Origin of the sequence: Fibrobacter succinogenes (assembly GCF_902779965.1) — a bacterium.
Taxonomy (GTDB): domain Bacteria; phylum Fibrobacterota; class Fibrobacteria; order Fibrobacterales; family Fibrobacteraceae; genus Fibrobacter; species Fibrobacter succinogenes_F.
Genome location: NZ_CACZDK010000029.1, coordinates 1 through 13,052 on the forward strand (window position 1 = coordinate 1; position 13,052 = coordinate 13,052).

General features: G+C 48.0%; 8 protein-coding genes and 1 pseudogene. 3 read left to right on the top strand and 6 right to left on the bottom strand.

What is annotated here, in order from left to right; genetic code table 11:
* Window positions 1-260 precede the first annotated feature (260 nt).
* The gene (gene miaA / locus HUF13_RS12835; protein ID WP_304039140.1) at window positions 261-1,202 is read right to left on the bottom strand and encodes a tRNA (adenosine(37)-N6)-dimethylallyltransferase MiaA; all 942 of its coding nucleotides are present in this window, start codon (window positions 1,200-1,202) and stop codon (window positions 261-263) included.
* On the opposite strand from miaA, the gene HUF13_RS12840 reads away from it, so the two are divergent.
* Together HUF13_RS12840 and HUF13_RS12845 are read left to right on the top strand one after the other, a co-directional pair.
* Complete coding sequence (locus HUF13_RS12840) at window positions 1,185-2,294, top strand: divergent polysaccharide deacetylase family protein (protein WP_173475511.1); 1,110 nt, start codon at window positions 1,185-1,187, stop codon at window positions 2,292-2,294. The two genes, miaA and HUF13_RS12840, sit on opposite strands and share 18 nt — an antisense overlap.
* A gap of 8 nt (window positions 2,295-2,302) precedes the next feature.
* The gene (locus HUF13_RS12845) at window positions 2,303-3,031 is read left to right on the top strand and encodes a pyridoxine 5'-phosphate synthase (RefSeq protein ID WP_173475512.1); all 729 of its coding nucleotides are present in this window, start codon (window positions 2,303-2,305) and stop codon (window positions 3,029-3,031) included.
* Between the two features lie 152 nt (window positions 3,032-3,183).
* On the opposite strand, the gene truA is transcribed toward HUF13_RS12845, so the two are convergent.
* Together truA and HUF13_RS12855 are read right to left on the bottom strand one after the other, a co-directional pair.
* Window positions 3,184-3,936 carry a tRNA pseudouridine(38-40) synthase TruA gene (gene truA / locus HUF13_RS12850; protein WP_173475513.1) on the bottom strand — a complete coding sequence of 251 codons (753 nt, stop codon included), beginning with the start codon at window positions 3,934-3,936 and terminating at the stop codon, window positions 3,184-3,186.
* Window positions 3,936-4,886 carry a hypothetical protein gene (locus HUF13_RS12855; protein WP_304039142.1) on the bottom strand — a complete coding sequence of 317 codons (951 nt, stop codon included), beginning with the start codon at window positions 4,884-4,886 and terminating at the stop codon, window positions 3,936-3,938. Before HUF13_RS12855 ends, truA begins: the two co-directional genes overlap by 1 nt.
* A 378-nt stretch (window positions 4,887-5,264) precedes the next feature.
* Between HUF13_RS12855 and HUF13_RS12860 the strand changes: the two genes are divergently transcribed.
* Window positions 5,265-7,043, top strand: coding sequence for an ATP-dependent endonuclease (locus HUF13_RS12860; RefSeq protein WP_173475515.1), 1,779 nt, complete (start codon window positions 5,265-5,267; stop codon window positions 7,041-7,043).
* A 579-nt stretch (window positions 7,044-7,622) separates the two neighbouring features.
* On the opposite strand, the pseudogene HUF13_RS17605 reads toward HUF13_RS12860, so the two are convergent.
* From HUF13_RS17605 to HUF13_RS12875, 3 genes and pseudogenes are all read right to left on the bottom strand, one after another.
* Window positions 7,623-7,900 (bottom strand): annotated as a pseudogene (locus HUF13_RS17605) (NADP-dependent isocitrate dehydrogenase); the annotation flags it as partial.
* A 49-nt stretch (window positions 7,901-7,949) separates the two neighbouring features.
* The gene (locus tag HUF13_RS12870; protein WP_173475516.1) at window positions 7,950-10,661 is read right to left on the bottom strand and encodes a TIGR02171 family protein; all 2,712 of its coding nucleotides are present in this window, start codon (window positions 10,659-10,661) and stop codon (window positions 7,950-7,952) included.
* Window positions 10,662-10,746: 85 nt separating this feature from the next.
* The gene (locus HUF13_RS12875; RefSeq protein WP_173475517.1) at window positions 10,747-12,975 is read right to left on the bottom strand and encodes an NADP-dependent isocitrate dehydrogenase; all 2,229 of its coding nucleotides are present in this window, start codon (window positions 12,973-12,975) and stop codon (window positions 10,747-10,749) included.
* Window positions 12,976-13,052 lie beyond the last annotated feature (77 nt).

Below are 13,052 nucleotides of genomic sequence, written 5' to 3' on the forward strand. Positions count from 1 at the left end.
GTTTTGGGTGACCCGTTCGAGGGTGAGACCAATTATAGAATTTTCAGGAATAAAAACAAGGGGTCATCGGCAAAAAAATTCACTTTTTTTCATTTTTTTCGATAAAAACGGGTTCTATCCAGCTTCTACATCATGATATTCACATTCTATTCACCTATTTTTTAGGACCATAAAATTTCAACAAGGCAGATTTAGCCTTTTGCCCCCTATTTTTTATAAAAAATTTTTCGGCGAGCGTTCAAAAAAACGCTTTTTTGCACCTAATCCAGTCGTTTTAAGACAAATTCTACAGGATTTGCGCACGTATCCAAGTCCATTTCGGTGGATTTCACCTGCCAACGGAACCAAGTCAACTGCCTTTTTGCATAATTTCGCGTCTTTCGCTTTACTTCTTCAAGAACAGTCTTTACCTGAATGCCGTCGTTTGCACACAAAAGTTCTTTATAGCCAAGACTTTGCCAAGCCGGAGCATCGAGCGGCACCGTTTTAGCAAGTTCATGAATTTCATCGAGCCAACCATCAGCTATCATCTGGTCCACACGAGCATCAATCCTTGCATAAAGATTTTCGCGAGCGCGGTTCAGCCAGAACACCGGCAGTTCCCCTATCCCACCTTCGCGTTCCTTTTGCCATTCCGAAAGCTTGCGGCCGGTCAACTGATAGACTTCCAAAATGCGAATAATGCGCTGCACATTATTTTCTTCTACCTTTTCCATAGCTTCGGGGTCCACTTCCTTCGCTTTTTTATACAAACTATTACTTCCAAACTTTATGGCATCTTCTTCGAATGATTTTCGAATCGATTCATCAATTTTTGGAATTTGCGGAAGCCCAAGCATTAAAGACTGGAGATAGAGGCCTGTACCGCCAACCAAGATATAATTCTGGTCCGGATTTTCAGACAAAAGCTTTTTCACATTTGCACAGAAGTCGCCAGCAGAGTAAACCTTACGCGGATCGAGGAAATCAATCTGGTGGTGTTTTACCCGAGCCATATCTTCAAGAGATGGCTGCGCGGTTCCAATAGCAAAGCCCTTGTATATCTGACGGGAATCTACGCCAATGATTTCGGCGTTAAAGCGTTCCGCCAGTTCCAGTGAAAGGCGAGACTTGCCAACACCAGTAGCTCCAACAAGTGCAAAGAGAATAGGCATGCGCTCAATGTAGTTATATTTGTAGGCGTAATGATTAAGCTTAAACACATTGTCGCTCTTTTTTTAGCATCGGGGATTTTTGCCGGCTTGGCATTTTTTTTGAACAACCAAGACAACGCATACTTCTTTCTCGAAAAAATAGAGGAAACCACAGGCATAAGCCCTCCCGATGCAGTAACAATTGTGAACGACACGACTCCTTTCGAAAAAGGTTTGCAAGACGAACTGAAAATAATCTCATCGAATTATTCTAAAAGATCCAAGCGAAATATTTGGACACTTGCTCGCGGAAAGACAATCGTTGTCTATTTAATGCAGGCTCAAAAGTTTATCCAAAAACGAGGCGGTACAATCCTCTTGATGGAAGAACTCAATGATAATCCAAATTCTTATCAATCCGCAAAGGTGGAAATTTTAACGCCCAAAGGCGATTCGCTTCATCTGACACTTCAGGTTTCGGACAATATTTTCATGAAGAATGCATCACTGATGTCGATTGCATTCCAAACGACGAGCCTCACGCAAGAGATTATTGAAAAACTAAACCATCTAGATTTTCCATTCGACTTGCTTGTTCCGCCATTCGGCCTAAACGACGATTTCTACAAGGATTTAAATAAAATAACCAACAAAGAAATCGTTCTATGGCTAGCCATGGAATCAACTAAATTAAATAAAGTCCACAACAAGCTTCGCCCGCTTCGCATCCACCATACCGAAGAACAAATCGAAGAAACCATCAACGATGCAAAAGAAATCCTTCCAAACGCAGCAGGCATCGCCACTCGCTATGGGGAACAGGCGGTCAAGCACAAGCAACTGTTACAGGCCATTCTAAAACCAGCCGAAAAGAAGGACATGTGGTTTTTAGATTTATCCATGGAAGAACGAACCGTCGTTCCGCAATCTTGCAAAGACTTTGAGATTATCTGTAAAATAGCGTTCCCGTACAATCCGGACAACAGTTCCGTTGAGGATTATGTCCACCAAAAACTCAGGGAAGCGCCCAAAAGCGGAACATCTATCATGATTCTCCCGCTGACAGAACAAAATTTGTCTAAAATTGAGGACATCGCCAAAAAGGCAGCCAAGCAAGGCACGACCCTCGTTGACTTATCGACTTTATTCAATTCTAAATAGGAGAGCTTATGTCTATCAAACTCGGTGTAAACGTGGACCACATTGCTACAATCCGTGAAGCCCGTAAAGGCAAGGAACCCGACCCAGTCGCCGCCGCTATGATCGCGGAGCTCGCCGGTTGTAACGGGATTACCGCCCATCTCCGTGAAGACAAGCGCCACATCCAGGACAGAGACATCAGACTCCTCCGCGGAATCGTTACGACAAAATTGAATCTTGAAATGGCTCCGGCTCAGGCAATGGTGCAGTTTGCCATCAACCGCCAGCCCGATATGGTGACTCTTGTCCCGGAAGTCCACACCGAACTATCCACAGAAGACGGACTGAACGTTTCAGCAAAGATCGACGAACTCGCCAAGTACGTCATGACGCTCAGGAACAACGATATTCTCGTAAGCGTATTCATTGATGCCGAAACCGAACAGGTTAAAGCAGCAAAGAAGGTCGGCGCAAACTTTGTGGAATTCAACACCGGCAAGTACGCGACGGCATTCGAACTCGGCAGCCGCGAAGAAGTCGATCGTGAAATTTCGGCATTGCAAGACATGACTGTTCTCGCCCACAAGTACGGCTTGAACGTTCTCGCCGGACGCGGGCTCAACTACAGAAACGTGCAGCCAGTTGCCAAAATTGACGGGATTGACGAAATCATTATCGGGCACAGCATCGTGAGCCGCGCAACACTAGTCGGCATGGAACGCGCCGTGAAAGAAATGCTCGAAGCGATTAGGCATTAGCGGCTTTTGCGCTCTGGGCACGCTCGTAAACTCGCTCTGAGGTCGCTTCGCTTTGGGGTCGCCTTGCTCTGCAAGGCTTTGGGCATTTCTAATTCAATAACCTCATACCTCAAAGGGAGCCGTAGGCGACCGAGCCCATAGCCCATACCGCTCTAATAATCCCTATATTCCACGTTTTCCAGCACAAGCCCCTGCGGGGGCGCCCATGTGCGTTCACCTTTGAACTGCTTGGCGAAAATTTGATTGACCGTTCCTTCGGGATAGCGGCCTCGCCCGACATCAAAGAGTGTGCCGACCATGGCACGAACCTGACGATGCAAAAAACGATTCCCTTTGATATGGAACATGCAACTCCAGTCGTTCAAACGTTCCAAGCGGAATTCGCTTAACGTACAAAGCGTTGACTTTCCATCGTTTCGCGGAATACAGAAATCAATAAAATCATGTTCGCCAAGGAACGAAGCCGCCTCGCGGCCCATCGCCTCGATATCGAGATTGAGCGAACCGCACTCCCAACCAAAGTCACGCATCAACGCCACAGGTCGTGTAAAAATCGTGTACTGGTAATAGCGCAACACAGCGTCGTAGCGTGCATTGAAGTCCGGGGCGCAAGCTTCCAAATCGCGAATACGGATAAGACGTTTTGTAAGACCGTTGACAGAACGAACAACCTTCATCGGATCAAGTTCACCGTCAAAATCAAAATGAACACACTGCCCACGAGCATGCACGCCGGTATCCGTCCGGCCCGACCCCGTTACGCGGATTGGCGTACGCAAGGCAATCGACAACGCCTCTTCGAGCGTAGATTGCACCGTTACAAACCGGAGTTTGCCTCCGCAATTTTGTTCTTGCCAGCCGTAAAAAGCGCTGCCTAAATATTCACAACGAAAGCGGTAACGCATTAGTTACCTGCTTCTACAGCTTCCTTGATAACAGCTTCGACCTTCGCCTGAGGAATCTTTAGCTTCGAAGCAATTGCCGAAGCCGGGAAGCCTCTGCGGGACATTTGCAAGACTTTGCTATTCACCGACGATTCGCGATCGAATCGGTTCATTTCAAGCGGATGTGCGACTGCCGTAGCTACAACTTCGGGTCTTGGTGGGGTTTGTTCCTTTGCACGAACCTTTGTACGGTCGTGGTGCAGCACATCAGAAAGCGACTGCATGGCCGAGGTAATACGTTCTCTTGCGGTCGGACGGAGCACCGTCTTTCCGTTAAACGGAGATGTCAAAATTCGATTTTCGGGAACTCCATGTTCATCTTCAAACGCAGCCTTCGAAGCGTCTCCGGACTTCGTTTGAAGTTCCATCGTCTCGCGACGTCTGGCTGCAAATTCTTCAGCTTCGTCAATAATGGACTTTTTAGGAGAATGAATACGAGTCGTTGCAATCGTTTCAGAATCGTCAATAGCAGGAAGCTCGCCAGTTTCTCTTGCTTTTGCAAGTGCTTCCATCATTCGAGTCTCAACCACTTTTTTGCGGTGGATAAGCACAAGCACGAGAATTACACAGCAGAGAAGTACGGAAAGCGTACCACCGATAATCCAAAGCCATACGCCTCCAGAAAAACCGCCCACGTTTTCTTCGGGCGTTTCTGTTTCACTCGCCGTATTTGACCGCATTGCCGAAAGATCTTCCCAAGCATTGGAAAGTTCATCGCGAATTTTCACCTGAGAATCGACATTACCCTGAGCATTCCACAAGGCCATTTCCAACGAATCAATCTTGGCGCGCGTCTGCATGTACCGATTAACATCGAACGATGAAGACGAACCAGAAAAATCAACTTTGAGATAAACAATTAAGGCACAAGCCAAAACAAAAAGAATAACTGGAGCTGCGTATTTCTTCATACCAGGAAATCTAGAAATTATTCCCGTAACATTTTCATTTTGAAAGTTCGACACGGAACAAAACCTCTTTTTTACATACTTGCCATTAATTGTAGAAAAATTCACAACGGTTCATTGAGAGTTTCACAACACTTTTCAACACGAAAAGCCCCAAAAAACGATAATCGACCTCAACATTAAATACCTTTATGTTCAAGAACTCTTTGTTCTCCTCCTAACCCCAAAAAAAACACCATAGCCCCAACAGCTATGGTGTTTTTTCCTTTTTGTCGCAATTTCGGCAAACCCATTCCATTTTATACTGTTAATAAATGCACTTTTTAGCTTCCAATCGCTCAAAACAAGACTTTTTGGAAAAAGTTTTTATAGTTTCAAGCTATGCAGCCGCAAGCACTTAGATTGTCCCGAATTACGATTTCAAATCTCCGCTCCATACAGCGCGAGACGTTTCCGCTTAGTGATTTTACCGCCTTAATTGGATACAACAATGCCGGAAAAACGAATATTTTGATGGGTATTCGTTGGTTACTGGCACATTTTTCGCTAGACATCTCGTATTTTGACGACCCGAACCACCCCGTCGAAGCCGAAGGGATTTTTGAGGGTATTACAGAACAAATTTTGAACCGCCTTGGCGACGAAAAAGCGGCCGAACTCATGCCGTACCTTTCGGGCACCACACTCCGCGTCAAGAAAGTCCAACGCATTCCGGGCGAACTCCCCGGCAACATTGAATTTTGGGCATTCAGCCCTACTAACGGCAAGCGGAAAGGCAAAGATTGGGTCCGCGTCAACGACCACTTTATAACAGCGTTCAACCGCATATTCCCGGAATCCATCGCAATTTGGGATTTTGAAGGGAACAACGCCTACACAAAATTGATGCACGAGATTTTCAAGCCGCTCGAACGCAAATTCGGTGGCGAACTGAGTCAAGTCATCGAACAATTTACGGAATTGCTCGCCCCCGGAAGCGACAAACGAGCCGACGAAATCCAGGCGTTCGACAAAGAAGTCAACGCAGCGCTGCGTCCGCTATTTCCAAGCGTTAAAGTGGAGCTCGATATTCCCGTGCCAACTCTTGAAACATTCCTCAAGAGCGCAACGATTAAGGTCGTTGACGAAGATGACGGTTTCGAGCGCGATATTTCGCGCATGGGCGCTGGCTCGCAACGAGCCATCCAAATGGCGCTTGTCCGTTACCTCGCCGAAATCAAGAAGCACCACAACAATCATTACCTGAGCCGCAAGCTTTTGCTGATTGATTCGCCGGAACTGTTCTTGCATCCGCAAGCAGTTGAGCTCGTGCGTGTGGCATTGAAGAACCTTTCGAACGAAGGCTACCAAGTTATATTCGCAACGCATTCCGCACAGATGGTCACGAGCGAAGATGTAAGTACGTCTCTCTTGATCCGCAAGAACAGGGAACGCGGCACGTTCATGCGCAAGCGAATGGAAGATGCCGTTCGCCAAGTCGTGAAAGATGCGCCGAGCCAATTGCAAATGCTGTTTAGTTTGTCTAACAGCAACGAGCTTTTATTCGCCGATTACGTACTCCTTACCGAAGGTAAAACGGAATGGCGTGTGCTACCCGCCCTTTTCGAGCGCATTACCGGGCAATCTTTTGCACTAATCAAGTGCGCGCTCGTGCGTCAAGGCGGCGTAAGCAACACCCGCAAGAGTATGCAGGTTTTGAGCGCCATGGACATTCCCGTGCGCGCCATTGTCGATTTGGACTACGCGTTTACCACGGCAACTCGCGATGGATTCTTGAGCGCCAATGACCCGGATATTACCGAGTGCCGTAACTTGTTCCGCGAGCTTGCCTGCCACAACCATTTGCGCTTGGTGAACGGCCTCCCCGTCAACAAACACAGCAATATCAGCGCTTCCACTGCTTATGCAATGATGGCCTCTATGCCAGAAGCCGAACGCCCCATCCGCAATATCCACAACAAACTTTGCGAGCAAGGCATTTGGGTCTGGACTCGTGGCGCAATTGAAGAACACCTTGGGCTAAATGGCAAAAACGAGATGGTATGGCGCAATTTTATTGAACGCAGCAAGTCCAAGAACTTTGTGCAGACGCTCCCCGATTACGAAGGCATTGAAGCGTTGTGCCAATGGATTATCAACGGGAGCCGCGGGCAATTCTAAGAATTTCACAGCGAAGCAAAAAGGAGTGCGCATTTCTGCGACACTCCTTTTTTTTCAACATTTCCCCAAAACAACGTCTAAGGCGACAACCGCAAAACACATTTTACAGAATAAAAAACACTTTTTCGTCTTTTTTTTACGTAAGAAACAGTGAAAAACTGGAGTTTCTTACGTAATTTTTCATACAAAATAATCAACCGTAACAAAAAAAATGGACATAATTCTAAATTTTTTTGATAAAATTTCTAAAAAAGGAGGGGGAATTAGAGTTTTAGCCCCTCATGCGACCAAAAAACAACGTTAAAAGCGCAAACAATCACAAACAACGTTAAAATTTTACGTAAAAAAGTTAAATAAACAGGGCTTTTTCACGTAAAAATCGCCATTTTTTCAAAATCAGCTTTTTTTAGCCTCCCCAAAACAGCTGATGCCGGCATTAGGGCCGGCACAACAGCTTAAGAACTTGAACCCGCTCTTTGCCAGCGGATCATCAACGGAAGTTGGGAATCGTTCTAAAAACAGCAAAGCCCGCGCGAGGACAGGCGCGGGTATGACAATTATTTTGCGGGCTTTTACGCTTTAGATGCTATCGATAACGTTGTTGAACGCTTCAACCGGACGCATCCACTTCTTGAGAAGGTCTGCGTTCGGAACGTAGTATCCTCCGATATCGGCAGGCTTGCCCTGTTCCGCAGCGAGGGCAGCGACGATTTCGCTTTCCTTCGCGGAGAGCGCGGCACGATGGAGAGCATCTTTGCAGAAGTACCGACTTCGAGAATCGGGAACAAGTCCGTGAGGTAGTCGCACATCACGTTACCGGTAACACCGATTGTATCGAGGCCAGCCTTGGCGCGCTTCCATCGTTTCGACAATCACCTTTCGCTGTTTCAAAAAGCCCTCTGAAAGCTACCGTTGCAGTTTATTCAATAGGGAATCTAGCCGCAAAGACAGTTTCTTTGCTCCAGCGACACACAAATGATCGAAATCCAGCGCCATTTCATCCGTATAGTCATGTGCGCCATAATGGTATTCGTCCATCATTACAAAATGGGAATACTTCGCAGCAAGGGAATCCAGATGTACTAAAGTTTTCTGGGCTACGCTTCTGGGAGGACCATGGCGGCCAAAAGATCCTGTTTTCGCAAAAAGAGGAGACTGAGGGAAAACAAGTCCCACAACAAGGAAGCCCGCATTCTTCGTTTTTTCGATAAAGTCATCAAATTCCTTAAAGACGTCATCATACACCTTCATTTCCGCTTCACTATAATTGGAATCCCTGGTCACTTCGCCAGTTTTTCCCCAGCCCAAACAAGGTTGGCTGTACAAGCCCCCCGTAGATACACAAGAATCCAGGTCAAACTGTGAATAGGAGACATTTTCATCCACCATATCCACAAAATTATTTGGCAAGCTGTCCTTCCAAAAATTCTGGCTCGCATCGTAGATATAGCCAGGAGCCCGTTCAAATAAAACCGTATTTTTAAATTCAGGCGTATTCGACTGCAGGTCAGGAGCTATTTCAATGACCAGAGTTTTCAAGTTCTTTACGTGAGGAATTACGTAATTTTCCGCCATATAAAGTTCTCCCCAAAGTTCACTGCCGTCATAACCAAGGTTTAAGGATGGACGAGTCATATAGCGTGGGTCAAAACCCCTACGAACACGGGAGGACCCCAGCATCACAAGTTCCAGAGTATCTTTCATGTCCCAGAACATGCGCATCTTGGGGTTCATGATTATTTCACTGATTTCTGCTGTCTGGTCTCGGTAAGCTCCCGCGCTGTCCAAGTCAAGGGATCCGACATCACTACTTTTAATTCGTGACCACAAATAAGGATGGTATAGGTCGTCGCCTTGCGCCAACTCCGTAATCGAAGAATCCTTGAAATCCACTAAAACAATCTTGCCATGAAGTCCGGCTGCATCAGTAAGCGTTGCCACAGCAATATCGCTGACATCGGTCCACTCCGTATGGTCAAAACTGTATCCTTTCGGCGCAGCAACAGACTGTATCAACTTTCCGCTACTATCGACAACAAAGATCCGTTCATGAACGCCATAGTTTGTTCCAACGAAATCCTTACCAGTAGAGCTTGCAAAATCAAGGAATAACGATCGCTTGCTGCCATCCTTTGCCAACGATACATTGCAAGCCTGTTCTCCATTATACCAAACGGTGTCAGAACCATTTATACGGGCCCTCAACAAGCGTGCGCCAGAAACAGCAAGTTTTTCATCAGGTGAAACGCCGTCATGATAAGCACCATCAAAGAGCTTTTGGGCTTTGCCGAATTTCCCGTTTTCGAATTTGACCTGCCAAGTACTCATAGAGGCAAAGGTCGCCCCATCTTTATTGTTTCCCGCATCGTTTGTATAAACAATAACTGTATCTCCAGATGGAAGAACGCGCCAACGCGGGATTGCCGCACTTTCTACATCAAGCTTTACAAGGTTGGAACCTTTTTCATTCAAATCTCGAACATACAAGCTAGACTGTCCTGAAACGCCTTCCAACTTTGTACAAAAAGCAACATGATGGCCATTGGGAGAAACATCCGGATGGTAAGCATCCAAAGAATCAACAATTTCAATAAAAGCCGAATTACCATTCAAATAATCTAGATAGACAAGATTGCCGGACATTTCATTCCTAAAAACAAGCTTTGCCCTCAAAGTTTTAATTTTTTCGCGAAGTATCGCCGTAGTTGCCGTAGAGGTAAATGTCGAAGTTGTAACAGAGCCATTGGGGTTCATCCACACGGGGTCAGGAATGGCGCCAAACGCCAATCGAAAACCCACATATTCTGCCATCGTTGATGATGTCACGGTATACACATCACTCCGTGAATAGACGGTCATGTTTTCCGGAGCATTCCGATAACTGCCTCCCTTCACGACTCGTTCTCCAAGTGAACCTCCATTAGGAGCCCCAACATAGTTTACAATGGTAGTATCCTTAAAATTGCCTAGCCAATCATTTACCCATTCCATTGCGTTGCCGGCCATATCGCAAACTTGGGTTTCATCTTTTTTCTTTTCGCAAACAGGGTGCAACTTATAATCTGAATTCTTGTTGTTCCAGGATTCCTGTGGATTCCAATCTTGTGATGCCACAAGCACCCATTCTGCTTCCGTCGGCAACCTGTACCCCTCAACATTGGGAAGAAATGAAAAGTTCTCCAAGACGAGTGCATGATGCTGCTCATCAAATGTAATGGCATCGTAGGTATAGACGGTGTCGTAGCCTTCGCTTTTCGAACGCGCATTGGCAAACAGAATCGCATCGCCAAAGGTCGCGTTGGTAATAGGTAGATCGCTATTAGCCACATTCGGTCCCCCACTCATATAAGCCGCGTATTCACCCCTTGTGACTTCATGTTCCGAGATAGAAAAGTCATAGGTGAAAAGAGCCTTCATCGCAGGGCGTTCTTTGGCCAAAGCGCTGCTGGAATTTGTCCCCAAAATAGTGTGGCTATCCGAAGCCTTAACGAGAACCATTCCCTTGTGTGCGTCGTCCAATTCAAATGCGACCTTGGAGCCTTCCTCTTCCGGGCCTGTACTAGACGAGTCATGGCATGAAACCATCAAAAAAAGCAGGCACAATAGCAACCGAATCATTTTGTTTCTCCATAAATTAAAAGCGGGGAGTCCAATGAACCGGCATATGCCAGCATAATTGGGCTACCCCGCTAAATATAGTATCCTAAATTTCGTCAATCACCTTGTTGAACGCTTCGACGGGGCGCATCCACTTCTTGAGAAGTTCTGCCTTCGGGATGTAATAACCACCGATATCGGCAGGCTTACCCTGTTCGGCAGCGAGAGCGGCGACAATCTCCGTTTCCTTCGCGGAGAGAGCGGCAGCGACCGGAGCGAACTTGGCGGCGAGTTCTGCATCGTCCTTCTGGGCGGCGAGAGCCTCGGCCCAGTAAAGTGCGAGGTAGAAGTGGGAACCACGGTTGTCGAGTTCGCCAATCTTACGAGCCGGCGTGCGGTTGAATTCGAGAATCTTGCCGTTGGCGGCGTCAAGCGTATCGGCCAAGACCTTAGCCTTCTTGTTGCCATCCTTCAGCGCGACCTGTTCGAATGCAGGCACGAGAGCGAAGTATTCGCCGAGAGAATCCCAGCGGAGGTAGTTTTCGGCGAGGAACTGTTGCACCTGCTTCGGAGCAGATCCACCGGCACCTGTTTCGTAGAGACCACCACCAGCCATAAGCGGCACGATGGATAGCATCTTTGCAGAAGTACCGACTTCGAGAATCGGGAAAAGGTCCGTGAGGTAGTCACGCATCACGTTACCCGTCACGCCGATGGTATCAAGACCAGCCTTGGCACGCTTCATCGTTTCGACGATAGCCTTGCGCGGGCTCATAATCTTGATGTCAAGCCCCTTCAAGTCGTGTTCCGGCAAGTAGGCTTCCACCTTCTTCTGGATTTCGCGGTCGTGAGCACGTTCCGGATCGAGCCAGAAAATAGCCGGCGTGTTCGAGAGGCGAGCGCGCGTTACAGCAAGCTTCACCCAGTCACGCACCGGAGCGTCCTTAGCCTGGCACATACGGAAAATATCACCAGCTTCCACATTCTGCTGCAAGAGGACTTCGCCCTTGCCGTTCACAGCACGAATGACGCCCTTGCCCTTAGCAACAAACGTCTTGTCATGGCTGCCGTATTCTTCGGCACCCTGAGCCATGAGGCCCACGTTCGGCACGGTGCCCATGGTTTTAGGGTCGAATGCGCCGTTCTGCTTGCAGAATTCAATCGTTTCATCGTAAATTCCAGCGTAGCAGCGGTCCGGAATGCAAGCCACAACTTCTTGCAGCTTGCCTTCCTTGTTCCACATGCAGCCGGAATTGCGGATCATTGCCGGCATCGAAGCGTCGATAATCACGTCGCTCGGCACATGCAAATTCGTAACGCCCTTGGCAGAATCGACCATGGCGAGGTCCGGGCCAGCAGCCAAAGCGGCATCAATAGCAGCCTTGACTTCGGCTTCGCGAGCGTTGCCTTCGAGGCGTTTGAACAAGTCACCGAGACCGTTGTTGGCGTCGATTCCGAGTTCCTTAAAGAGGTCTGCGTACTTCGTGAACACGTCCTTGAAGAACACGCGGACAAATGCACCGAACAGCACCGGGTCAGAGACCTTCATCATCGTAGCTTTAAGGTGCACGGAGAAGAGGAGGCCCTTGGCCTTGGCTTCGGCCATTGCATTGGCGATGAACTTTTCGAGAGAAGCCATGCGCATGACGGTCGCATCGATGATTTCGCCCTTGAGGAGCGGCTTTGCGGCACGGAGTTCCGTCACGGCACCAGCGTCATCGACAAATTCAATCTTGAAGGAGTCGGCTTCGGCCATCGTGATGGATTTTTCGTTACCGTAGAAGTCATCGGCCTGCATGCTGGCGACATAAGTCTTCACGGATTCGTTCCACACGCCGTTGCTATGCGGATTGTTGCGAGCATAGTTCTTGACAGCGTTAGGAGCGCGGCGGTCGGAGTTGCCCTGGCGAAGCACCGGGTTCACAGCGGAGCCCTTCACCTTGTCGTAGCGAGCGCGAATTGCCTTTTCTTCGTCGTTGGCAGGAGCATCCGGGTAGTCCGGGAGAGCGTAGCCGTTCTTCTGGAGTTCAGCGATGGCGGCCTTGAGCTGCGGCACCGAGGCAGAAATGTTCGGAAGCTTGATGATGTTTGCATCCGGTTCAAGCGTGAGCTTACCGAGGAATGCAAGGTCGTCCGTCACCGGCTTGCCAGCAAACGTCGTTCCTGCCGGGAGCGTGTCCGCGAAAGCGGCAAGAATGCGGCCAGGCAAGGAGATGTTCTTGGTTTCGACATCGATATCTGCGGTCTTTGCAAAAGCAGATACGATAGGAAGCAAAGACTGAGTCGCCAAGAATGGCGACTCGTCCGTAAGGGTGTAATAGATTTTAGTATTCATACAGCGATAAAGATAGAAAAACAAAAGTCACCCCCGAACAAGTCGGAGATGACACTTAGGTAGTCAGCGAGGCTCCC